This is a genomic window from Methanosarcina sp. (genome assembly GCF_035390745.1).
Lineage (GTDB): Archaea > Halobacteriota > Methanosarcinia > Methanosarcinales > Methanosarcinaceae > Methanosarcina.
In genome coordinates this window covers 1-23,188 of the sequence record NZ_DAOOUJ010000002.1, presented here as the reverse complement: position 1 = coordinate 23,188, position 23,188 = coordinate 1, and the positions used below count along the sequence as shown (strand labels likewise).

The following is a 23,188-nucleotide window of genomic DNA, read 5'->3' as shown; positions in this document are numbered from 1 at the left end:
TTATCCCGCCTGAATAATATCGGGCATTTGCTGGTGCGATTGTGGGATGGTGTTAATGCATACAGATCGGCTTGAAGAGTATCTCGAAACTATTCTTTACCTCGTTAAAAAAAACCAGAGTCCTGCAAAGACCAAACAAATTGCAGAAGAACTTAATGTATCTTCACCCAGTGTGACGGAAATGATAAAAAAGTTGCATTCGATGGGGTTTGTTGAGTATAAACCCTATCAGGGGGTTGAATTGACTGACAAAGGGGCTGAAGAAGCTGTCCGGATCAAAAGGAAACACCAGGTTCTTGAAACTTTCCTGGCTGAAGTCCTTGATTTTGACAGGAGGGAAGCTCACAGGGAAGCCTGTGAACTTGAGCACGCGGTATCAGACTCGGTGCTGGAAAGGCTTTATGATTTTATGGGGAACCCGGAATACTGCCCTGACGGGCACCCGATAAATGTTGATAAAAATAATTTGAAGCGAGAAGAGGGTTTCATCCCCCTCGATGAGATGAAAGAGGGGAGCTCAGGCACGATTGTCAGGGTAACCCTCCCAAGAGAAACAAAAGAGCGTTTAACCTCTCTTGGCATCATAACCGGAGAGGATATTGAAGTCAGGCGCAAGCAAAAACAGGGCTGTATATCAGTCATGGCTGTAGGGTCTGAAATTGCTCTTGGAAGAGACATAGCAAAGAAAATTTTCATCACTCCTAAAGACAAAAGCCAGTGAAAAATGAATCCTCCAGACTTGCGTGGAGCGAAGTTAACGGAGATGTGATTGAAATTTCCAGCTCATGCTGTAATTCTAGCGATAGAGATAAAAATAATTCCACTTACGATTTGACATTTGCTTTTATAGGCAATCCCAGCGTTGGAAAAAGTGTTTTTTTCAGCAGGCTTACAGGGGTCGGGGTTGAGGTTTCCAACTACCCGGGCACTACGGTTTCACTTAAAACAGGGAATGTGAACGTAAAAGACAGGACTATTGAGGTAGTTGACCTGCCCGGAATATATTCTCTGGGGGTTGCAAATGAAGATGAAAAGGTAACCAAGAGGTTCCTTATTGAAAATGCGCCGGATGTTATCATTAACGTCCTTGACGCAAGCAGGCTTGAGAGAAATCTTTATTTGACTCTTCAGCTGCTGGAACTCGATATCCCTATGGTTATTGCTCTGAATCAGGTAGATCTGGCAGCAGAGCTCGGAATCCTCATTGATACGGATAAACTCTCTGAACTCCTTGGCCTGCCTGTAGTCCCGACTGTTGCTACCTGGGGGGTAGGGCTTGATGAAGTAGTGCTTGTAGCTCTTGGAGAGGTAGGAAAAGTCCAGAAGCACCACAGGGTAAGATACAGCCAGTGGATTCGCCAGGCTCTTTCCAGTCTTGATTATACTTTTCCGAATACACCTCAAAGCGTTCAGACTGCAGCCCTGTTAAACGATGCCGAATTTGTAGAGCTGTGCTGCATGCCGCCTGAAGCCAGTGCAATTCTTTCTACTGCCCGGCGTCTCAGGCAGAACATTGAACTCGATCATGGGATATCGGTTCCGGATACCGTTGCAAGAGACCTGTACGGAGAAGCCGGGTTTATAGTGGACAGCGTGGTTTCAAGCTTTGAGCCAAAAAAAAGGTTTCGCGACAGGGTAGATAGGGTTCTCACGTCTCCGAACTTCGGAATTGCAGTTCTCATCTCGGCGCTTCTCGTTACGTTTCTTCTTGTCTTCAGGATAGGAGGATTCCTCGAAACCTGGATTGTGAACGACATTTTTGAGCCTTATATAATCCAGCCCGTAGAAGCAATGACCCTTGGCATGTCTCCTGTACTAAGAAACCTTATTCTTTATTCTCTGAGGGGCGTTGAAGCCGGGTTTGCAATTGCAATCCCTTACATTGCAGTTTTCTATGCTATCCTTTCCATATTCGAGGACTCAGGCTACCTGACAAGAGCAGCTTTTCTTCTGGACAACCTGACACATAAGCTAGGGCTTCACGGGAGAGCTGTCATTCCTCTGGTTCTGGGATTTGGCTGCAATGTCCCTGCAATAATGGCTGTACATGCCCTTGGAACAAGGAGGGAAAAGCGGATAGCTTCGCTTCTCATATCTCTTATTCCCTGCTCTGCAAGAACAGTCATCATCCTGGGGCTTGTAGGAACCTTTGTTGGCTTCTGGCCTGCAGTCTCTATCTATGTGTTTGAAATCATCATTATTGCGGCGATGGGCTGGATCCTGGGAAGAACCCTTCCGGGCCAGAGAAGCGGTTTCATTATGGAAATGACCCCTCTCAGGAAACCTGAACTTAAATCCACCCTCAGAAAGACCTGGATGAAAAGCCGTGAGTTTTTATTTATTGCTTTCCCGCTGCTGCTTGCAGGGAGCGCAGCCCTTGGAATTGCAGATGCCCTCGGCCTTCTTTCTGTCTTTCAGGACTTTGTGGAACCCGTATCTGTAGGACTTCTGGGGCTCCCGGCTTTTGCAGCAACAGCTCTTGTCTTTGGAATTCTCAGAAAGGAAATGGCGCTTCAGATCCTGGCAGTGCTTGCAGGGACAGCAAATTTTGCAGCTGTAATGACTCCGGTTCAGATGTATCAGTTTGCGGTTATAACAACCATTTATGTCCCATGCGTTGCAACGATTGCAGTACTGAAGCATGAGCTTGGTACAAAAGATACGGGTATGATTGTTACCTTCACAATATTTCTTTCTCTTGTGGCAGGCATTTTAATCAGGATTTTCGGTCCTCTTTTTCTATAATTTTTTACCTTTTCATAGCCCTTTTATTTCCTCATCTTTTTTCTTTTCCCTTTTTCGGGCTTATTCAAGGAATAAACACTTCTATTGATCAGGCACAATATTTATATATTAATCTCCTCTTTTATTCCTTTCTTTTTCATTCACTTATTAACGTTAATTATTAATACTTCATGCATCGTGTTTATTTCCGATGACCAGGATTACCCCTAACTTGCACAAAAACGTGTATAGTGTTATTATGGATATTTTCGAAATGGATCATTTCCGAGAGCCCGAAGTTGAAGAGGTTCAACTTTTTCTCGAAAGTACAGGAACCCACGGTTCTATTGTGAGCGAAACTGCTCTGGAAGTGGACTGCAGCACATCCCCTAAAGTACAGGCGAGGCAGAGTGTACTTCTTAATTTCGATGAACCTATTCCATCAATTCAGTAACATTCTCCTCTGAAATGTTTCCAACCCCCATTGAAATCCACCCCTTTAACTCCTTTTGTTTTAGAGTTAATTTTTGATTTTCTTTCTCTGTTTTGTAAAATATCTGATTTGAAGCTTCTTTTTTGCTCACATAATACTCTTAGCCGTTTTCCGCTTTCAGAACTCTGTCTCGCATCGCTGTCAATATCTAACTTTATCCAGTTTTCCGGAAATCGAGCCTGTACAGATACACCTATTTAATATTTTTTGTTTAAACTTTATCGAAAAATATTTATTCTGCATTCTGGCTTTCCTCTTCTCCAGGAAAGTTATTTTTCTATGGATTGCCCTTAATCACACCTTTAATGCCCTCTGTCCTGAAGCTGGATGTTCTAGTATGCATATAATTCTTCAAAGAAAAATCTAATGGAATCCATTTCCTGTTTTTCAGAGCTTTTCCGAGCTACCTCTCCTGTTTTTAGTTAAATCCTCAGATTTAACGTCTTCCTTCGGAAATTTAATATTTAATGCTCTTTTTTAGATTTTGCTTATGGTTTCTGTAATCGGTTTCAGAAAAGTTAATAAAGTTATCTTATTATAATATAATCTAAAGTAATTCTGGGCGAGCTGAATACTATCGATTACCATATATATATAAAGTAAGATTACATCTACTTTATACATATTATTTAAATTTGTCTGATTCAATCGATCTAATTATATTATAATGACGCTTCATGATAACAAAAACCTGCAGACATAAGGAACCCGGGACCCGAGTTTATTATTTGAGGTATTTTCATGAGACCTGGACAGAGAGATATGCACAATACACCGCTTAAAAGGCGACTGTCAATAACCTATGAGGAGCTCGAAACTCTCAAAAAATCTATAAAGGCTTCGGTTCTCAATGAGCTGCAGGCCGAAGCAGAAAGTAGTTCCGACCTTGATTCTTTTAAGGACCAAATTCTTTCTGAAATCAGAACAGAACTTCGTGGGCTTCCTGACTCTGCATCACTCAGGGCTTCAATCCTTGGTGAGCTGCGATCTGAATTGATTTCCGGTAAAAAAGACGAATCCGAAAACCTTGACCTGCGGGTGAAAGAACTTGCCGGAATTCAGGATGGGCTCGTAAGAGAACTGCTTGACCAGAAAATGATCATAAAGAAGCTGGAAACAGAAGTTGAAAGACTTTCAAGAGCATTGGGAAGCAGGCAGAACACTGAAAGTAAGCAGAATTCTATTACCTCTTCTTCTCTTCCTATCCTTGAAGATCCTCTTGATCTTCCCCCTCTTTCCAGAAAACCAAAGCGTAACCTTGAATTCAGGAAAGAAGGTCCTTCTGCACGTGAGCTGATTGATTTCAGAGAAGCTCCTGCATCCCTGCCAGGCACAAAAGCAAAAGTTCAACTGAAGATAAAAGAAGTTGAGCCCAGGGAGCTTGACGAGAAGGAACCTGTCGAAACAAAGTGTGAGTACATTATCGCCGAAAGCGGGGATCGAAGACGGTTTAGGGGTACTCTGAGGCAGTCAAATCCAGTAATAGAAGCTCCTCCGGGGCATTTATTCCCTCCAGGACCGCCGGTTTCTTCCAGATCCAGGCCCCCTGTTAAGGAAGATCCTGGAAGTGCCCGCCCTGATGAAGATTATAAATGTGAATACATAATCGCCGAAAAAGCTCCGAAAAAGCAGATAATTGATGAGTCAGTGGACATCAGAGATCACGAGGACGCGGAAATCATAACCTGCAGCCGGAGAGACCCCCGCGCGAAACGAGACTGAGAAAAACGAAAATTTCCTCAAAAACGCAAAACCTCAGAGGCATTCTGTGTACATAAAAGAGATTGAGTTCGTTAATTTCAAGTCCTTCGGAAAAAAAGTAAAGATTTCCTTTTACAATGACTTCACCACTATTTCCGGACCTAACGGGAGTGGAAAGTCAAACATCATAGATGGGATTCTCTTTGCACTCGGGCTCACGAGTTCCAGGACACTGAGGGCTGAAAAACTTACGGACCTTATTTACAATGGAGATGAGGCAAAAAAGCCTGATTTTGCCCAGGTTACGATCCGTTTTGATAATACCGACCGCAAGCTGCCTTTAGATCTCGATGAGGTAGAGATCTCAAGAAAGGTCAGGCGGACAAAAAATGCGTACTACAGCTATTTTTATTTTAACGGCAAAGCCGTAAGCCTGGGAGAGATCCATTCCCAGCTTGCAAAGGCGGGAGTAACGCCTGAAGGCTACAACGTTGTAATGCAGGGAGATGTCACACAGATCATTTCCATGAGCTCTGTGGAAAGGCGAAAGATTATTGATGAAATTGCCGGAGTTGCAGAGTTTGATGAGCGCAAGCAAAAAGCACTCGGAGAACTTGAAATTGTCAGGCAGCAGATTGAACGTGTGGACATCATCCTTGAAGAGGTGCGTACCCAGCTTGAAAAACTCTCAGGGGAACGCGACCAGGCTCTAAAATACCAGTCTCTGAAGGCTGAAAAGTTAAAATTTGAAGGTTATGTCCTTCTCTCCAAACTCAAGGATGCCAGAGCTGAACTGGAAAATGTCGATAAGGAACTCGCAGGGAAAGAAGAGCACTTCGAAAAAGTACAGGTTCTGCTGAATGAAAGAGTTCAGGAATTAGAAGCACTTGAACAGACTCTGGAAAATCTATCCCTTGAAATCCGGAAAAAAGGGGAAGATGAGCAGCTTCAGGTCAAGAGGGAAATAGAAGAGACAAAAGGAGAAATCTCCCGCTGCGTTGACAGCATTGAGGTTTCGGAATCCGAACTCGAAGAAGCTGATGCACGGCGCAGAAAAGCATTTGTTGACATTGATTCCACAAAGGGCAAGGTCAGAGAGCTTGAAGAGAAGATCGAAGCTGAAAACGTAAGGAAAGAAAGCATTTGTGCAGAGATTTCCGAAAGAAAAACTGAGCGCATGCTGCTTCAGAGCAGGATTGCCGATATTGATGCCAAATTTGCAGCAACAAGAGACGAGCTTATGGCTGCCCGCAAAAAGCTCGAGGATGTTAAAAACGAAAAGAACGAGCTTATCCGGAATGAGGACAGGCTTCTCGATGCTCTCAGGAGAAAGTCCTCAGAACTGCGGGAGATTGAAAACCAGATCAAGGATGCCCAGGCTGCAGTTACTGCATCGGACAGTGACACCCTTTCTGTCCAGTACGAAATCGAAAAACTTACGAATAACCTTGAATCTCTTATAAAAGATCGGGACGATATAGAGAGCAGCCGCTTCCGGATAAAAGAAGATATTAAAAAACTTGAAAGCAGGCTGCACACCCTGCAGCAGGAATATGCAATTGCCGAGGCAAGAGTCCGGGCTTCGGAACAGGGCGGCGGTTATTCCAGAGCCGTCGAGATGGTAATCGGGGCTTCCAGGCAGGAAGACCTCTTTGGTATTCACGGCACCATTGCCCAGCTAGGAAAAGTGGACCGCAGGTATGCGGCTGCACTTGAGGTTGCTGCAGGGAACAGGATGCAGGCAGTCGTTGTGGATACTGACGCAGATGCGGCAGAAGCAATTGAATTCCTTAAACGGAGAAAAGGCGGCAGGGCTACATTCCTTCCGCTTAATAAAATGAAGGATTCGAGAAGGCTTGAGAACCTCAATTATGAAAACGGAGTAATAGGTTACGCAATCGATCTCATTGAATTCGATCCGGATTTTGAGCCTGCTTTCTGGTATGTTTTTCAGGATACCCTTGTTATGGAAGACCTTGCCAGTGCCCGCCGCCTTATGGGAAAGGCGAGAATGGTAACTCTTGAGGGGGAACTCCTTGAAAAAAGCGGGGCAATGGTCGGAGGTTCTCTCTCTTCAAAATCAGGAATTTCTTTTGCAGCAGCGGAAAAAGACAAGCTCATGGAGCTTGCAGAAGAAATAAGGACCCTTGACGCAAGCCGGAATGCGGCGATCAGTAAACAGGACAGCATTGAAAGCCATGTGTTTGAGCTGAGCAGGAAGATCCGCGACTGTGAGGCTACCATCTCCAGAAAAGAGCTCGAGATCCAGGAAATTGCCGGCAGGGAAGCCAAACTCGCAGAACTCCTGGAAGCAAAACAGGCAGACCTGAAGGCGATCGAAGAATCAAGAAACGAATTCCGGGCTGAAATGGACAGGGTAATTGCGGAAAAGGCGGAAAAAGAAGGCATTGCGGCTGAACTTGAGGGTCAGGTTGCCGAACTTGAGGCAAAGCTTGCTGATTCTCCCCTCCCTGAAATCAACAAAAAAGCCGATTTTGTGGACGAGGAAATCCGCCGGCTTGACGGCAGGATCCGGGATACTGAAGCCAGCCTGAATGCTTTGCAGCTTGAAAAAGAGTATGCAGAACAGAAGATTAACGAAGCCAAGGAGCTTATAAAGGAACTTGATGAAAAGAAAGCTTCAAGACGTGAAAGAATAGATTCTCTTAAAGCAAAAATCACGGAACTTGAAACACAGCTTGAAGAGAAACAGAAACGTGAACTCCAGCTTTCCGATGAGCTTATAGGGCTCCAGAAAGAAAGGGAAAACGTTCAGGCAGAATACAGTGCGGTAAAGCGCAGGGTCAGCATAGCTGCAACAACCCTTGAAAAAGCAAAACAGCAGGTAATCACGCTCACAGCCACAAAAAGTGCGCTTTTTGACCAGGAAAAGCAGCTGCTTGAAGAGATACAGAGAAGGGGAATTGAAGAGAGCTCAGAGGTTCCGAGTTATGAAACTGTTTATATGCGGATACAGGCAATCGAAGAAGCCATGCGCAGGCTTGAACCTGTAAACATGCGGGCAATTGATGAATATAACGAGGTAGAATTCAGGCTCTCCGATCTTCAGGGCAAGCGCGATACACTCTTTTCCGAAAGAAAACAGCTCCTTGAGCGCATTGACCAGTATGAGCAGCTCAAACGAGATTCCTTTATGGAGGCTTATACAAGCATTAATACCAACTTTAAAGAGATCTTTTACGAGCTTTCCGACGGTATGGGAGAACTCCTGCTTGAAAACCCGGACGATCCCTTTGCCGGTGGAATGACTCTCAGAGCCCAGCCGAAAGAAAAAACCCTCCAGCGCATAGAAGCCATGTCAGGAGGAGAGAAGAGTCTTACCGCGCTTGCTTTCATCTTTGCAATTCAGCAGTACCGCCCTGCTCCGTTCTATGCTTTTGACGAGATTGACATGTTCCTTGACGGCTGGAATGTGGAGAGGGTCTCAAGGCGCGTTAAAACCTCGGGCTCAAAGGTTCAGTTTATTGTTGTTTCTTTAAGAAAACCCATGATTCAGGCTGCAAGCCGGACAATCGGGGTTACCATGCAGGAGAATAATATCACGAGTATTACCGGAGTGAAGCTTAATGGCTGAAATTATAGATAACTCGGCACTTGACATTTCCGGACTTCCTTCTCCCGAGATCTGCGATTCCGGGGAAAAGGATTCTCTTTTTTCAGATCCTGAAACATTTGGGCTTCCTACAACTCTTTCTTACCTCGGCATTGACTGGGCTCTTCTCGACCTCTCGGAATTTGACACCTATGAGCCCCTTGGAATTCTTGTCGAACTCGCAAAGGACGGAAAAATCGACCCCTGGGATATTGATGTAGTTCAGCTAACCGATACTTTTCTGAACAGGATAGAAGAACTCCAGAAAATGGACCTCAGGATTTCGTCCAGGACTCTCCTTTATTCGGCTATCCTCCTCCGCATGAAATCTTCATTAATCCTGGAACCTGAAGTAGAGGAAGAGGAGGATTTTGATCCTGGCTTTTTCGATGATGAAGAGCTTCCCGAGCCTGATGAATTTCCTGTCCCAAAACTTCCTGTCCGCCGCATTTCCACAAGACCCGTCACACTGAACGAACTTATTGTGGAGCTTAAAAAAGCCGAAAAGACGCTCTCAAGAAAAAAAGAAAAGAGAGCTCGTCTGGCTGCAGAAGAGGATGGTATCCCTGATGCTCCCCTGGCTACGGGAGATGTGCTCGGAATTGCCCACGACGAGGCTATCGGCTCAAGGCTGGCACTTATCTGGGCAAGGCTTGTTGAGCTTTTTATGAAGCAGCCTGTTGTGGAATTTTCTGCTTTGACTCATATGAGCGAAGACAAAATCATGGACTACCTTTCCCTTCTCTTTCTTGCTTCGAGCAGGAAAATCTGGCTCTTCCAGAGTGAACTTTTCGGGGAATTGCATATTTATCCAGGCGAAGAATCAGGTTTTTCCACGGAAAACAACCCCCCTCTTTTCCATCAAATGAAACAGGGCTTAACAGAAGAAGCAGAACCTGAAGAAGCCGGGCATCCTGAAGTACTTTCCTTTGAACCGGAATATATAAATTCGGACTCTTCTGAAGAACTAAGTTAACCTACCTGATGAATAACTTTATTCTCTTTTCTGGTCGTGAAATTTATGAGTGAGCTTGAAATTATCGAAGCGGCTCTTTTTGCTGCAGGCAGGGCTGTAAGCCTTGAAAAACTTATGAAAATTACAGGAAAGCCGAAAAAAAATGTTTCTTCGGCAGTGCAGGAGCTCATGGAGGCTTACTCTTCCAGGAGATCAGGTATTGAAATCCTGGACCTTGGGGACCGCTACGTTATGCAGGTAAAGCCGGAGTATTCCGAACTGATGAGAGAGGTCGCCCCAAAAGAACTCTCAGCCCCCAAACTCCGGACTCTGTCCATGATTGCCTATCATCAGCCCCTGCTTCAGTCAGATCTTATTGAAATGAGAGGCAGCGGAGCTTATGACCACATAAAAGACCTGATTGAAAGGGGTTTTGTCGAGTCTGTACCCTGCGGGAGGAGCAGGCAGCTTTCCACTACCCCGCTGTTTGCAGATTATTTCGGGCTCAAAAAGAATGACCCCAAAGCCATAAAAGAGAAAATCATTGAGCTTCTGAGGGCGCAGGGCGGGCAGAGTGAGATCAACCTCTGGGTAGGGAAAAAGACCATTGCTGTGACTCCGATGTACGAATCCCTTATGAAAATGTGCGGGATTAAAGACTATTTTGTTGCGAATGCTTACTGCCCTTCCAAGGAGGAAATTTCCCGCCTGCTTGAAGCCGATGTGCTTGTGGTTACTGCCGGTTACCTTGATACTGTGAAGCAACACTGCGATGGGGAGATCCTTGAGGTGCGTTCAACAACATTTGAAGACCTTCTCGAGGCAGTTTCTTTAATCTCCGAAGAACTTTCCGACGAAGTGGACCCTGAAGTGGTGGAAAATACTCTCAAGAAGATCAGGGAGACAAGGGAAAGGTATGTAGCTTCCGCCCTGCTTATTGAGAAAAAGGTAAAGCCTGCAACTGAAATGGTCTCAAAGATTGTTAATGATCTCAACATAAGGATCTCTGCAGACGGTATTCTTATCGCTCCTGATTATGGAACTTCAACTGAAGGCGTGAGTATAGGGAAAGGGGCTAAAATTCTGGTACCCACTCACCGCAATGTTGAGGGAGATCTTCTTGAAAGGGTCTGCAAAAAATATGATTCCATCCTTGAAGGTTTAAAAAATTATGAAGATTGATCCACTTTAAAGCCGATTCGGGTGCCTCTTTCTCTTCGAATTTTTTTTATTTCACTGGCGCCTCTAATTTAAGCTTTTCTGTCGCATTTATATTCTTTATATATAGCTTTTATATAGTATGCGAGGCATTTAACTATAGCTTTATATACCGGTTAGAGGATATTACTCTTGCTTTATATACTGAGGGTTGACTAATGAGCGAATCTACCATCAAAATCGAAAACGTGGTCGCATCCACCAAACTCGCTGAAGAGTTTGATTTAACTGTGATCGAATCCAAGTTCGAAGGGGCTGAATATAACAAACAGAAGTTCCCCGGGCTCGTCTATAGAGTTTCTGACCCTAAAGCTGCTTTTCTGGTATTCACCTCCGGAAAGGTTGTCTGCACAGGAGCAAAAAACGTTGCTGACGTGCACACAGTTATTGGCAATATGGCAAAAAAACTGAACAGTATCGATATCCAGACAATAGAAAACCCGCAGATTACTGTCCAGAATATAGTTGCCTCAGCAGATCTGCACACTATTCTTAACCTCAATGCAATTGCAATCGGGCTCGGGCTTGAGAATATCGAATACGAACCCGAACAGTTTCCGGGTCTTGTTTACAGGATCGATGATCCCAAGGTAGTTGTCCTTATTTTCAGCTCCGGAAAACTGGTTGTTACTGGCGGAAAAACCCCTGAAGACTGTGAGAGGGGCGTAGAAGTAGTTCGTCAGCAGCTCGACAACATGGGACTTTTATAAAACCCTCAAACCTTTTTATCTATTGTACCCATTTTATCTGTCTCCTGTGAAAATACATGGGGGAATACTAAAATAAAAACGGATTCTGCGATATGCGTAGAGGCTCCGGTAAAGGATATGTGTGAAACGTGAATAATGCAGATGTTTGCATCCTCATTCCTACCCTTAACGAAGCTGCAACTATAGGGGAGCTCATTAAGGATTTCAAGAAGGAAGGTTTTTCCAATATTCTGGTAATCGATGGAAACAGCAGGGACAGGACAGCGCAGATTGCAGAAGCAGAAGGCGCAAGAGTTGTCCTGCAGACCGGAAAGGGCAAAGGACAGGCAATGATTCAGGCTTTCGAACTTATTGAGAGCCCCTATATAATAATGGTTGATGGAGATGGGACATATCTTGCAAAAGAAGCTCCTTCTCTTCTTGAGCCTGTCCTGAAAGGAAAAGCCGACCATGTTATAGGCAACCGACTGGAGAAATATTCCCCCGGGGCTTTTACAAAACTGAACCTTGTAGGTAACCGCCTGATAAATACGCTATTTGATATCGTTTACGGGGTACAGTTAAGGGACATTCTTTCAGGGTACCGTGCTTTCACACTTGAGAGCATAAGGGAGCTTGAGCTTAACAAAACAGGCTTTGAGATTGAAACTGAAATCTCAGTGGAATGCATCCTGAAAAAACAGATAGTAGAAGAAATTCCAATTACTTACCTCCCCCGGAGTAAAAAAGGCGCAACCAAGCTAAACCCTGTAAAAGACGGAATAAGAATCGGGTCTACTATTTACAGGCTCGCAAAAGTGCACAATCCCATGTTTTATTTCGGGATCATAGGTTTTGTCTTTATTATCGCTGGTCTGTTTACAGGAACCTATGTGGTAATCGAGTGGTTCAAGAATATCACCCATGTTCTCCTTTCCAGTCTCACGACCCTGTTTATTATATTCGGGCTTCAGATGTTTATCTTCGGGATGCTCAGCGACCTTATAGTTACTCTTCACAGGCAGACTGTCAGCTTAATCCAGGAGAAAAATAACCGGAGAAAATGACCGTAGTTTCTAATCCGGTAGTTTCTAATGCGGAAGCTTCTCAGTTTTCTGGTCATCCTTCAATTTCTTTTATATAATTTTTAGATATTCTCAGGGGCTTCTTTTTCCTGATCTCGGCTTACTTTTTTCAGTCTATTTTTTTCATATCATTTTGTCGTCTAATTTTTCTTCATATTCTCAGAATCCTCCTATCCAAAACAAGTTTACTTGTTTAAAACTCAGCTTTATTTTCTAAATTCATTATAAAAAACTTATTTTAATCCAGAGCATTATATTTTCCGTATCAAATGGCAGTCAAGTAAAGTAAAGTTGTATTCGATTAAAGTTAGTTTTTTAAATAGTGTTATATATAATTACTTGCTTTTATGATCTAACTCATATTCCCTTTACTTACACATGCAATCTGACGATAATCTTACTGACGAATGAAAGTTTGAGGTAATAAAGATGACAATTGTGGAAGATGCACAGAAAGGAATTATCACTGAAGAGATGAAGATCGTAGCAAAGGATGAAGGACTTGACCCTGAATTCATCCGCCGCGGTGTTGCAGCCGGAAGAATCGTTATCCCAACCTCCCCTTACAGACAGGTTAAGATCTGCGGTATCGGAGAAGGTCTCAGGACCAAAGTCAACGCCTCCATCGGTGTATCCTCGGACATTGTTGATCCAGATATGGAAGTCAAGAAAGCCCAGGCCGCAGAAAAAGCAGGTGCTGACACTCTCATGGAGCTTGGAACCGGCGGAGACTTCCTTGCAATCAGGAAAAAAGTCATTGACAGCATCTCCCTTTCAGTCGGTTCAGTGCCTCTCTACCAGGCTTTCATTGAAGCTGCAAGGAAGTACGGATCAATCGTTCACATGACAGAGGACGAACTCTTCAATGCAACAGAAGCCCAGGCAAAGCTCGGAACCAACTTCATGGCAATCCACACCGGGATCAACAACATCACTCTTGACAGGCTTAAAGCCCACGGCAGGTACGGCGGTCTCTGCTCCCGCGGCGGCGCCTTCATGAGCTCCTGGATGCTCCACAACGAAAAGGAAAACCCGCTTTATGCAAACTTTGACTACCTCGTTGAGATCCTCAAGGAACACGAAGTTGTTCTCTCTACAGGAAACGGAATGCGTGCAGGTGCAGTCCACGACGCAACCGACCGCGCCCAGATCCAGGAATTGATCATTAACTCCGAAATGGCTGACAGGGCACACAAGCAGGGGCTGCAGGTCATTGTCGAAGGTCCTGGCCACGTCCCGCTTGACCAGATTGCAACCAACGTAAAACTCATGAAAGAAATGAGCGGTCACAAGCCCTTCTACATGCTCGGACCTCTCGTTACCGACATCGCTCCAGGATACGACCACATCGTAACCGCAATCGGTGCATCCGTCTCTGCCTCCTACGGCTGTGACTTCCTCTGCTATGTAACACCCGCAGAGCACCTCGCTCTCCCGAACCTCGAAGACGTCATCACCGGTGTCAAAACCTCCAGAATTGCAGCCCACGTCGGCGATATGATAAAATACCCTGACAGGGCAAGACAGTGGGACCTTGACATGGGCAGAGCCAGAAGAGAACTCGACTGGGAAAAGATGTACTCCCTTGCAATCGACCCAGAACACGCAAGAGCAGTCAGGAACAGCAGAGCACCAGAAGACACAGATGCATGCACAATGTGCGGTAACTTCTGCGCCCTCAAGATCGTCAACCAGAACTACAACCTTGCAAAATAAGCAGGTACTGGTTAACTGCGGTAAAGCCTTCGGGCTTTACTAATCTCATCTTTTTTAAGTCAATTTCTCGTGATTTTTCTTTCACTCAGGAATTTTATTTTTCTTTTTCCGCTTTCTTCTGCCCTGTGAGAATTTTTCTCTTTATATATCTCGCTTTTTCCAGACCTTGTGGACTGCCTGTTAAAGATTATTGAATAAACATTTCTACCATAAGTGATAGAACTACTTTCATCGGCAGGAGAAGACAGAAATGTACTATTGCATAGTTAAGTCACCAATCGGTCCCATACTTCTTGCGGGAGACGAAGAAGGGATGAAACACGTAAATTTCATGAAAGGTAAAAAGAAAATTGAGGTCTCGGATGACTGGGTAGAAAATGAAGAGTTTTTCAGGGAAATCTCCGGGCAGCTCGAAGCTTACTTTTCAGGAAAACTCAAGCCTTTTGATGTAAAGCTGGCTGCGGAAGGCACGGAATTTCAGAAATCTGTCTGGAAGGCTTTATGTGAAATCCCTTATGGTGAAACCAGGAGTTACAAAGACATAGCCGTATCCATCGGAAAACCAAAAGCTTACAGGGCTGTGGGGCTTGCAAATAACCGGAATCCGATTGCAATAATCGTGCCCTGCCACAGGGTTATCGGAGCAGATGGAAAGCTTACCGGCTATGCAGGTGGGCTGGACGTTAAGGAATTTTTATTGAAGCTTGAAGAAAACAATTTGAGCATGTCTTGGAAAGATTAATTCGCAGGAGAAATCAGCATGGAACTCAAAAATAAGATCGAGAATATTATTAAAAAAGCAGCCGTAAATCCTGGCACTGAGACTCGATATCGTGAACCTCTTATAGGCTATGCTTCAGCCAGCGACTCGATTTTTGATGAAATGAAGAAAATCATTGGTCCTCATCACCTGCACCCAAAAGAGATTTTTCCTGAAGCAAAAACTGTTGTTTCTTTTTTCCTGCCTTTTGAAAAAGAACTTGTGAGGCTAAACTGGAGGTCCAGTGAGCCTGTGAAGGAATGGATTCTGGCTAAAGGTGAAACAGACCTTTTGATAGGAGAAATCAGTGAAAAACTGACGGCTGAACTGGCAAAAGACGGCATAGAAGCATTTGTGCCTTCAATAGTTTTTGATTATAAGAATAAGGGGTTCGATATCACATGGTCCCACAAAAGTGCCGCTTATGCTGCGGGTCTGGGCACTTTCGGGGTCCACCAAATGCTGATAACTAAAGCAGGATGCTCCGGTCGCTTTGGGACAATACTGATCTCCGCTAAAATTCCCCCTACTCTGCGCCCGACCGAAGAATTCTGCCGCCACAAAAAAGGAGAGAAATGCCTTGTCTGTCTGGACAGGTGCCCGGCTGGCGCCGTTACTATAAAAGGGCTAGACAGGGAAAAATGTTTCAGGCTGCTTCAGGAAAATGAAAAAGCTTTTCCAGAGCTTAACCAGCACGCCTGCGGAAAATGTGCAACCGGACCCTGCTCCCTAAGGTCCTGTTAAAAAGTTTTTCTAAGAAATCAGATAAGCAGACAATTAATTGGTGTCTAATTGTAAATGGGCATGTCATCGAGACTGTATCTTTAAAAGGCTCATGAAACTGACTTATAGATGGAAAGACGAATTAAAATTGATCAATATGTCTATTATTTCCCTTACCACCGATTTCGGAGACCTCTATCCAGCAGCCATGAAAGCCGTGATTCTTGGAATTAATCCAAATGTGCAGATAATTGATGTAACTCATTCTATCCGGCAGGGGGGAATCAGGGAGGGAGCCTTTGCTCTGTACTCTCTTGTCCCTTATTTCCCGGCTAAAAGCGTGCACGTAGGAGTTGTAGATCCCGGTGTTGGAACTCTCCGCCGTGCACTTGCCCTGAAAGCAGGTCCTGAAGGAGAAGAGCAATTTTTTGTGGGTCCCGATAACGGGCTCATGATCCCTGCAGCCCGTAGCCTGGGAGATATGGAAGTGTATGAAATCACAAATAAGGAGCTAATGCTCAGGTCAGGAGTTTCTGCAACGTTTCACGGAAGGGATATTTTTGCACCTGTGGGAGCCAGGCTCTCAAAAGGCATGCCAATTGAGACCGTCGGACCTAAAATCTCGGACTTTGTAGATCTTGATTTCGAAAATTTCGGGATTGACGGGCAGTTTCTTGTAGGGGAAGTTGTTTATGCTGATAGTTTCGGAAACGTGATTACGAATATTCCTGAAGCTGCGGTCCTGAAGTTCCGCAATTTTGGCTCACAGGTGGAAGTAAACGGCAGGAAAGTCTCTTTTGTCCAGACCTATGGTTTTGTCAAGCAGGGAGATGCTCTGGCACTAATTGGAAGCCACGGCTTTCTGGAACTCGCGGTAAATAAAGGAAACGCAGCCCTGCAGTTCGGGCTCAAAAACGGGGATCCGGTGGCAGTTAAGGTTTTGTAAGTGGCTGGACTTCTCAGGCAGACGAATCTTTTATATAATACCCTTAATACTAACTGCCTTTTCAGTATGAAATTATTGCAATTTTTGCGCTGGCTCTGCAGAGGAACCTTGACAGCATCCATTCAATTGCAAACCGGCTAAAGCCTCCTCTGAAAATTGTTTCATACACGGCTGTCGGGAGCATTTATATCAACGGGCTGATGCTGATAATTTTCAGCCTTCATTCCCCCTCTATATTGAAGATAGAGTTCATGCTTTTTGCGTCCCTTCTTTCGTTAGTTTCCTCCCTCGTCGCCATAATTTATCTGTCCATGGAGATGCTGAGCGATGTTTCCGGCTTAAAAACCTCCTCTGAAAAATATGTCCACCTCTCGCAGCTCCTCAGTGAGCTTGAGGGCAGAGATTCCGGGCAAATGGAACTCAGTGCCGAAGATTCTGAGCTCTGCATCCTGTCCATTGATGACGAAAAACCTGAGGTCCGGATAGCTGCAGCCTCAGCTCTTGGAGTCCTCGAGAGCCGGAATGCTGTAAATCCCCTTCTTAAAAAGCTGGAAGAAACCCCGAGGAAAGACAGTTCTGTAGAACTCCAGAAACAGATCATTGTAGCTCTCGGGAAAATTGGGTATAATAAAGCTCTTTCTGCAATCCTGTCCCTGCTTGAATCTCTCTATCCTGATATCAGGAAATATGCTGCAGAAGCCCTTGGAAAACTCGGAGACAAGCGGGCAGTTGATCCTCTCCCCGGAATGCTTAAAGAAAAGAACCCAGAACTCAGGATTACTGCCGTATATGCTCTCGGAACCCTCAAAGCCCCTCAGGCTATTAGTCCTCTTATCAGCATGCTGGACGACGACAACCCCTGGGTAAGAAAGTGTGCCGCCGAAGCCCTCGGAAAAAGCGGAGATAAAAAAGCAATCGAAGTCCTTGTCAATAAACTGAACGACATAGACCCTGAAGTCAGAAAAATTGCAGCCGGAGCCCTGGGAATACTTTCTGAATATCAGGATTTCAGGTAAAAAAAGTTGTAAGATAGAGTTTATGCGGGTTTCATTTCAAGAGTCTTTGAGGTAACTTTTGAGGATTCATTTGTTATAACTGGCGTGAATATCGCAGCAAAATTTGAACGTCGTTGAACTGAACAATCCTCAACTCTCTTAATATTTTTCCTGTGCTGATCACTGTTTTTTCCTCATGTCAACCGTAGGTTTTTCTCCATTTCAGCTGTTTGAATTGGATCCCAAAATAAATCGATGAAGCCTCAGAGGATGTAAATCTAAGCTGCACTCTTTAAGTCTTCCGAAAATTTAACTAAATATTTATACGGCTTTCTCCTAAACGATTTGAAAACGTTTTATGGAGCTAAGTTCTTTTGGCAGGCGATAAGTCGAAACCAGAGTCTTACTGTATGTGTCGTGACACTGCAACAGGGGAAGATTCTCTAGGATTCCAGCCTTACGTTGAGGCTATCACAGAATTTCTTACCGCCGAGGGAACTTTAGCTCCGATTACTCTTTCTATTGAGGGGCAGTGGGGGTGCGGTAAATCTTCTTTCATGCAGCAATTGAGAAAGAGAATCGAAGAGGAAAATGGCTCCGATAAAGAGAAAAAGAAATATTTCGAAAAGAGAAAGAAATACTTTACAGTATGGTTTAATTGCTGGAGATACGAGAAAGAAGATGAGTTGTGGGCTGCTTTTGCCCTTAATTTAATGGAGCAGTTGTCAGAGCAGCTTTCCTGGTGGGGACTGCAAAGAGCTAGGATTAAATTAGTCTTGCTGAGGCTTAAGTTTAAGTGGAAAAAAGAAAGTTCAATTATCCTTCATATTCTTTCACGAGTAATTTTTATCATAATTATTTTGGCACTTTGGATTTTACTTATTCTATCCATTCCGAGTTTGATGGGGTTTTTGTTCTCACATTCTACAGGTACTTCATTCTCTAGCTTTTCTTTTACAGGTCCAATAGATTTTTTTTCAAATCTGGTAAATTCTCCAAATTCTACCTCTTCGATTGATGCCAGCCTGGAAAATAATTCGACTTCCGTCGGTTTAGTTGATGCGAAATTCAGGACCTCCGTTAATGTTTTGTTAATGTTGGCTGGAATTATTGGTCTTTTACTTCAATCATTTTATCTTATTAAAGAAATTAAAAATTTTGTTGGAAATCCTTTTGATTTCAGTAAATTTATATCCAATCCGAATTACACGGAGCATATCTCTTTCATAGAGCACTTCCATTCCGATTTTGACAAGATAATCGAATCATATGTAGGAAATTCAAGGGTCTATGTCTTCGTTGATGATCTTGACCGTTGCGAAGTCCCAAAAGCTGCAGAACTCATGCAGGCGTTAAACCTCATGATCTCGGATAAAGCAAATGTTTATTTTTCCATAGGTATAGACCGAAAAGTCATATCTGCAGGACTGGCGGCTAAAAACGAAAAAGTCCTAAAATTCTTAGGTGTCGATGGGCTTGAATACGGTTATGACTACATTGAATAATTTATACAGCTTCCTTTTAAAGTTCCAGGTCCCAAAAATGAGGATTTTAGGGAATTTATGAACCCTCAACCTGAAAAGAAAAGTCCCTCAAAAATTTCCTGGCTATCTGATAATCTATTGATTGAAAATTTAAAGAAATTGTTCCGTAAATTTAAGGCTACCACCCCAAGTTCACAGCCTGATAAAGACAGCATTCCGCTGAAAGGTTCTGAAAGTGCCAAACCTGGAGAAGAGGTTTCTGGAGAAGCTTCAAAGGAAGAATCGGAGAAAGAAGAGAAGATCACGAACGACAACGACTGTGATGACAAATCAGTGGAGTTGGATCACATTCTGGAAATGGTTGCTCCAGCTCTTGATAGAAATCCCTGCCGTATGAAACAGTTCTTTAACCTGTTCCGTTTTCAGAGAACGATTGGAAAAAGAACGGCTCTTTTTTCTTATGATCCGGGCACATCTCCTGAAAAGATGTGGAACTGCAGAAAGCTTGCAAAATTCGTGGCAATAAGCATGAGATGGCCTGAACTGGTTTCAGCTCTGGGTTCTAACAGTAAACTTCTCGACCAGTTACAGGAATATGCGTTAAAGCCGGAAAGTGAAAATAAAAACCTGGAAAAGTGGACCAAACATGAAAAGTTAATTGGCTTATTGAGATACGGCTGTGAGGGGAGCGATCCTCTAAAAAAACCAGAAGACTATACCCTTTCAGGTCTTGACTTTAGCAAGCTGTTGCAGATATCACCTGTTGTTCCGTCTTCTGAAGAAGGTACCGATTTTTCCTCCATTACTTTTGATGGAATCGAATTTGTGCGTATTCCTGCGGGAGATTTCATGATGGGGTCAAATGAGTATGAAGATGAACAGCCGGTTCATAATGTAAAAATCGGAACTCCTTTTTACCTTGGTAAATACCCGGTTACTCAGAAGCAGTGGGAAGAAGTTATGGGTAATAATCCTTCCAGTTTCAAAGGTGCTGATCTGCCTGTAGAATCTGTTTCCTGGGATGACGTTCAGGAGTTTATCAAAAGACTCAATGAAAGGGAAGGCACTGACAAGTACCGTTTGCCATCTGAAGCTGAATGGGAATATGCCTGCCGTGCAGGAACGAATACAAAGTATTCTTTCGGTGATGACGAGTCAAAACTCGGGGATTATGCTTGGTATAGTGGTTATTCAATTTATGAAGAATGGGTTAAAAATAATGACAAAATTTTAAAAGAAGGTAGAACTCATCCTGTTGGTCAGAAGAAGCCCAATGCTTGGGGTCTTTATGATATGCATGGTAATGTCTGGGAATGGGTTCAGGATAGGTGGCATGGTAACTATGAAGGTGCTCCTTCTGATGGTAGTGCCTGGGAAGATGGAGATAGCTCCTCCCGTGTGGTTCGGGGCGGTGGCTGGTACGATGGCGCCGGGGATTGCCGGTCGGCGGCCCGCGCCGGGTTCGACCCCGGCGCCCGCAGCAGCAACTTCGTTGGCTTTCGTCTTTTGAGGAAACTGTAACCACTTTCTACTTTACCACTTTACCACTCAAGTTAATAGTTAAAGTAAAGTTGAATTCTCCGGCGAAGCCCGAAGGCTCGAAGCGTGCGTAAGCCGCAGAGCCTGAGGTGCTGAGCCTGCCGGTGTGACACTTAATATAATATCTGGAAGATATGTTATGTTGAAAATATTCACAGTAAAGTATTCGGAGAAAAGTGAAAGTTTCCCTGATTCCGCAATGTCCGGTTTTCTGGCTGATAAGGAGATCTTGAGGTGGGAGAGCCATTTTTTTGAGAGGAAGGGAGAGTTTTTCTGGACGGTGCTTGCGGAATACCGGAATTCTTCCATGCCGGTGCAGGTAAATCATGGTGAAGAAAAGTTAGAGAAAAAGGAAGAAAGTTACAAGACAATTCTTAACGATGCTGACTGGCCTTTGTTTAAAATGCTTAAAGAGTGGAGAGGCGAGGAGAGCAAGAAAGAAGGGGTTCCGCCGTATATCATCTGCAATAATATGCAGCTTGCTCGGATTTCGGTTATGAGGCCGACTTCTTTAAATGCGCTTCAGGGTATCGATGGGATAGGGAAAGCTAAAATTGAAAAGTACGGGAAAGAGATTTTAAGAATTGTTTCTTCATGTGGGCGGCTTCCGACTTTTGATGGTGAGAGAGATCAAGGGGGCAATATGAGTGGCATAACTGAAGAAGACGTTGCTGGCGAGGGGATGCGTCATGAGTGAGGAACTTCAGCTTTTCGTGAAATGGACTGAATTTCTAAAGTGGCTCCTCAATACCACAGATAAATTCCCGAAAAAGGCCAGGTTTACGTTCACAACTAGGATTGACAACCTTGCTCTTGATATCCTTGAGGACATCATTGAATGCCGTTATGACAGGGATGCAAGGAAGGCAGGTTCCAGGAAAATCAATATTAAGTTTGAGAAACTTCGAATTCTCCTCCGCATTTGCCATGATATGCACTACCTTTCTACCAGGCAACTTGAGTATGCTTCAGCTTCCATAAACGAGGTTGGCAAAATGACAGGGACATGGTTGAAGGGTGGTGTGGGATCTTGAAGAGGTATGGGAACCTCTTTGAAGAAATTGTGTCTTTCGATAACCTGCTTCTGGCGTCCAAAAAAGCGTTCAGGGGGAAAAAGGCCAGGAGAAGGGTTGCAGAATTCTATTTTAATCTTGAAAAAGAGCTTTTGTGCATCAGGGAAGAACTTCTTGGCAAAACATACCGCCCTCTGCCCCTCCGCATTTTCCGCATTTATGAGCCAAAGGAAAGGGAAATCGGGGCTTCCGATTTTAGAGATCGGGTTGTGCACCATGCCATCTGCAATAAAATAGAACCTATTCTCGACCGGACGTTTATTTATCATAACTATGCCTGCCGCAAAGGGAAAGGGACTCACAGGGCCATTCTTCAGGTTCAGGCATTCAGCTAGAAATACCGTTACTTCCTGAAATGTGATATTAGCAAATACTTTGCAAGCATAGACCACGAGGTCTTAAAAAGAATGCTTGCCAGAAAATTCAAAGACCCTGACCTGCTCTGGCTCCTGTATCTTATCATTGACAGCCCTGAAATGGAATTTCCGCAAAAAGGAATTCCTATCGGAAGTCTGACTAGCCAGCTCTTTGCAAACCTGTATCTTGACAGGCTTGATCATTATATCAAGGATGTTCTTGAGGTCAAAGCGTATCTCAGGTACATGGATGATTTCATAATCTTTGCTAACGACAAATCAGAGCTTCACCTTCTGCATGCAAAAATAAAGGCTTTTCTCGGAAACGATCTAAGGCTGGAAATGAAAGAAAAGGAAACAATTATTTCTCCAGTGATGGAAGGAGTCCCTTTCCTCGGCTTCAGGGTCTTTCCAAAACTCATCCGGCTGAAACATGGAAACAAAAAGAGAATTTTGCAGAAAATGAAGTCAAAGTCAAAGGATTTTGAGCTTGGAAAACTTGATGAAAACAAATACTGCCAGTCCCTAATGAGCAGAACAGAGCATTTAAAAATAGGAAATACACACAGGCTAAGGAAGGACATCTTCTTTAAGATGTTTTTCAGGGCTAGCGGTCGTCAATAGCTCCAACCGTGTAATACGGGGCGGTAGCTGGAACAATAACGCCAGGAATTGCCGGTCAGCGAACCGCAACAGGAACGACCCCGGCAACCGCAACAACAACCTTGGCTTTCGTCTTTTGAGTTCACCGCCACTGCCAGAAGTTACAGTGTTTACGAATGCTGTGCCAGTGCCCGGTGGTGACCAGACTGCAGTCCTGCGCCGGTGTCTCGGACAAAGAGAAATTGAACCGCTACCTCTGGTAGGGCTAAATGCTGATAATGCTTAGGTCTCAAAGTCGGTAGCGGTTTTGTAAAGCTCTTATTTTGTTTTAGTTTCGTGTTTTTTTCTTGATGCTTCCCATTTTCAGTCTTCATTACGAAAAAGCCGTTTGCTTTGCAAACGTGACAAGACACGTTTGATACGGTATTACGATTGCCCTGTTTTTCGCTTCCCAAACTTTCCCACGCTGGTTTTAAGTCCTCTTGAGGGAGCGAAGCGACCGAAAAGGACACCGC

General features: G+C 44.1%; 22 protein-coding genes and 1 pseudogene. 21 read left to right on the top strand and 2 right to left on the bottom strand.

The genetic code is table 11. The annotated features are described in order from the left end of the window. The first annotated feature begins 55 nt into the window (after positions 1-55). The 3 genes from PLL47_RS00960 to PLL47_RS00950 all read left to right on the top strand — a co-directional run bounded on the left by PLL47_RS00960 (position 56) and on the right by PLL47_RS00950 (position 3,178). Positions 56-721, top strand: coding sequence for a metal-dependent transcriptional regulator (locus PLL47_RS00960; RefSeq protein ID WP_324443793.1), 666 nt, complete (start codon positions 56-58; stop codon positions 719-721). Beyond that, complete coding sequence (gene feoB / locus PLL47_RS00955) at positions 718-2,745, top strand: ferrous iron transport protein B (protein ID WP_502883662.1); 2,028 nt, start codon at positions 718-720, stop codon at positions 2,743-2,745. The genes PLL47_RS00960 and feoB overlap by 4 nt, the downstream gene beginning before the upstream one ends. 253 nt (positions 2,746-2,998) lie before the next feature. Further along, a complete protein-coding gene (locus tag PLL47_RS00950; RefSeq protein WP_324443791.1) occupies positions 2,999-3,178 on the top strand; it encodes a hypothetical protein in 180 nt (59 codons plus the stop codon). Here PLL47_RS00950 and PLL47_RS00945 read toward each other — a convergent pair. Then, complete coding sequence (locus tag PLL47_RS00945) at positions 3,159-3,308, bottom strand: hypothetical protein (RefSeq protein WP_324443789.1); 150 nt, start codon at positions 3,306-3,308, stop codon at positions 3,159-3,161. The two genes, PLL47_RS00950 and PLL47_RS00945, sit on opposite strands and share 20 nt — an antisense overlap. 650 nt (positions 3,309-3,958) lie before the next feature. On the opposite strand from PLL47_RS00945, the gene PLL47_RS00940 reads away from it, so the two are divergent. The 18 genes and pseudogenes from PLL47_RS00940 to PLL47_RS14925 all read left to right on the top strand — a co-directional run bounded on the left by PLL47_RS00940 (position 3,959) and on the right by PLL47_RS14925 (position 22,959). After that, positions 3,959-4,939, top strand: coding sequence for a hypothetical protein (locus tag PLL47_RS00940; RefSeq protein WP_324443787.1), 981 nt, complete (start codon positions 3,959-3,961; stop codon positions 4,937-4,939). A gap of 46 nt (positions 4,940-4,985) precedes the next feature. Next, positions 4,986-8,513: a chromosome segregation protein SMC gene (smc, locus tag PLL47_RS00935; RefSeq protein ID WP_324443785.1), complete on the top strand. Its 3,528-nt coding sequence runs from the start codon at positions 4,986-4,988 to the stop codon at positions 8,511-8,513. Next, complete coding sequence (locus tag PLL47_RS00930; RefSeq protein WP_324443783.1) at positions 8,506-9,507, top strand: segregation/condensation protein A; 1,002 nt, start codon at positions 8,506-8,508, stop codon at positions 9,505-9,507. The genes smc and PLL47_RS00930 overlap by 8 nt, the downstream gene beginning before the upstream one ends. Before the next feature lie 45 nt (positions 9,508-9,552). Further along, a complete protein-coding gene (gene scpB / locus PLL47_RS00925) occupies positions 9,553-10,668 on the top strand; it encodes an SMC-Scp complex subunit ScpB (protein WP_324443781.1) in 1,116 nt (371 codons plus the stop codon). Positions 10,669-10,862: 194 nt separating this feature from the next. Beyond that, positions 10,863-11,414, top strand: a complete 552-nt coding sequence (locus PLL47_RS00920; protein WP_324443779.1) for a TATA-box-binding protein — start codon at positions 10,863-10,865, stop codon at positions 11,412-11,414. 128 nt (positions 11,415-11,542) lie between these two features. Beyond that, the gene (gene aglJ, locus PLL47_RS00915; RefSeq protein WP_324443777.1) at positions 11,543-12,460 is read left to right on the top strand and encodes an S-layer glycoprotein N-glycosyltransferase AglJ; all 918 of its coding nucleotides are present in this window, start codon (positions 11,543-11,545) and stop codon (positions 12,458-12,460) included. Positions 12,461-12,907: 447 nt separating this feature from the next. Continuing rightward, complete coding sequence (gene thiC, locus PLL47_RS00910) at positions 12,908-14,194, top strand: phosphomethylpyrimidine synthase ThiC (RefSeq protein WP_324443775.1); 1,287 nt, start codon at positions 12,908-12,910, stop codon at positions 14,192-14,194. A gap of 250 nt (positions 14,195-14,444) precedes the next feature. Next, a complete protein-coding gene (locus PLL47_RS00905; RefSeq protein WP_324443773.1) occupies positions 14,445-14,936 on the top strand; it encodes a methylated-DNA--[protein]-cysteine S-methyltransferase in 492 nt (163 codons plus the stop codon). Between the two features lie 18 nt (positions 14,937-14,954). Further along, positions 14,955-15,698, top strand: a complete 744-nt coding sequence (locus PLL47_RS00900) for an epoxyqueuosine reductase (RefSeq protein WP_324443771.1) — start codon at positions 14,955-14,957, stop codon at positions 15,696-15,698. Positions 15,699-15,834: 136 nt separating this feature from the next. Next, positions 15,835-16,623 (top strand): SAM hydrolase/SAM-dependent halogenase family protein, encoded by a 789-nt coding sequence (locus PLL47_RS00895; protein ID WP_324443769.1) that lies wholly within the window; start codon positions 15,835-15,837, stop codon positions 16,621-16,623. Between the two features lie 236 nt (positions 16,624-16,859). Then, positions 16,860-17,639, top strand: coding sequence for a HEAT repeat domain-containing protein (locus PLL47_RS00890; protein WP_324443767.1), 780 nt, complete (start codon positions 16,860-16,862; stop codon positions 17,637-17,639). A gap of 353 nt (positions 17,640-17,992) precedes the next feature. Then, entirely contained in the window at positions 17,993-19,123 is a 1,131-nt protein-coding gene (locus PLL47_RS00885; protein ID WP_324443765.1) for a KAP family P-loop NTPase fold protein, read from the top strand. Positions 19,124-19,261: 138 nt separating this feature from the next. Beyond that, positions 19,262-20,623: a formylglycine-generating enzyme family protein gene (locus PLL47_RS00880; RefSeq protein ID WP_324443763.1), complete on the top strand. Its 1,362-nt coding sequence runs from the start codon at positions 19,262-19,264 to the stop codon at positions 20,621-20,623. 157 nt (positions 20,624-20,780) lie between these two features. Next, positions 20,781-21,338 carry an HRDC domain-containing protein gene (locus PLL47_RS00875; protein WP_324443761.1) on the top strand — a complete coding sequence of 186 codons (558 nt, stop codon included), beginning with the start codon at positions 20,781-20,783 and terminating at the stop codon, positions 21,336-21,338. Further along, entirely contained in the window at positions 21,331-21,675 is a 345-nt protein-coding gene (avd, locus tag PLL47_RS00870) for a diversity-generating retroelement protein Avd (RefSeq protein WP_324443759.1), read from the top strand. The genes PLL47_RS00875 and avd overlap by 8 nt, the downstream gene beginning before the upstream one ends. Continuing rightward, entirely contained in the window at positions 21,648-22,049 is a 402-nt protein-coding gene (locus tag PLL47_RS00865; protein WP_324443757.1) for a hypothetical protein, read from the top strand. Before avd ends, PLL47_RS00865 begins: the two co-directional genes overlap by 28 nt. A 12-nt stretch (positions 22,050-22,061) precedes the next feature. After that, positions 22,062-22,694 (top strand): annotated as a pseudogene (locus PLL47_RS00860) (RNA-directed DNA polymerase); the annotation flags it as partial. A gap of 13 nt (positions 22,695-22,707) precedes the next feature. After that, positions 22,708-22,959: an SUMF1/EgtB/PvdO family nonheme iron enzyme gene (locus PLL47_RS14925; RefSeq protein WP_502883663.1), complete on the top strand. Its 252-nt coding sequence runs from the start codon at positions 22,708-22,710 to the stop codon at positions 22,957-22,959. Here PLL47_RS14925 and PLL47_RS00855 read toward each other — a convergent pair. After that, a partial coding sequence (locus PLL47_RS00855; protein ID WP_324443755.1) for a hypothetical protein occupies positions 22,844-23,188 on the bottom strand: 345 nt, incomplete at its 5' end. The two genes, PLL47_RS14925 and PLL47_RS00855, sit on opposite strands and share 116 nt — an antisense overlap.

Excerpts from the sequence above, each read along its gene's own strand:
- PLL47_RS00940 (WP_324443787.1), top strand. The coding sequence starts at position 3,959 with ATGAGACCTGGACAGAGAGATATGCACAATACACCGCTTAAAAGGCGA.
- avd (WP_324443759.1), top strand. The coding sequence starts at position 21,331 with ATGAGTGAGGAACTTCAGCTTTTCGTGAAATGGACTGAATTTCTAAAG.
- PLL47_RS00960 (WP_324443793.1), top strand. The coding sequence starts at position 56 with ATGCATACAGATCGGCTTGAAGAGTATCTCGAAACTATTCTTTACCTC.
- PLL47_RS00895 (WP_324443769.1), top strand. The coding sequence starts at position 15,835 with ATGTCTATTATTTCCCTTACCACCGATTTCGGAGACCTCTATCCAGCA.
- PLL47_RS00875 (WP_324443761.1), top strand. The coding sequence starts at position 20,781 with ATGTTGAAAATATTCACAGTAAAGTATTCGGAGAAAAGTGAAAGTTTC.
- PLL47_RS00930 (WP_324443783.1), top strand. The coding sequence starts at position 8,506 with ATGGCTGAAATTATAGATAACTCGGCACTTGACATTTCCGGACTTCCT.
- PLL47_RS00865 (WP_324443757.1), top strand. The coding sequence starts at position 21,648 with ATGGTTGAAGGGTGGTGTGGGATCTTGAAGAGGTATGGGAACCTCTTT.
- scpB (WP_324443781.1), top strand. The coding sequence starts at position 9,553 with ATGAGTGAGCTTGAAATTATCGAAGCGGCTCTTTTTGCTGCAGGCAGG.
- PLL47_RS00950 (WP_324443791.1), top strand. The coding sequence starts at position 2,999 with ATGGATCATTTCCGAGAGCCCGAAGTTGAAGAGGTTCAACTTTTTCTC.
- PLL47_RS00920 (WP_324443779.1), top strand. The coding sequence starts at position 10,863 with ATGAGCGAATCTACCATCAAAATCGAAAACGTGGTCGCATCCACCAAA.
- thiC (WP_324443775.1), top strand. The coding sequence starts at position 12,908 with ATGACAATTGTGGAAGATGCACAGAAAGGAATTATCACTGAAGAGATG.
- PLL47_RS00905 (WP_324443773.1), top strand. The coding sequence starts at position 14,445 with ATGTACTATTGCATAGTTAAGTCACCAATCGGTCCCATACTTCTTGCG.
- PLL47_RS00900 (WP_324443771.1), top strand. The coding sequence starts at position 14,955 with ATGGAACTCAAAAATAAGATCGAGAATATTATTAAAAAAGCAGCCGTA.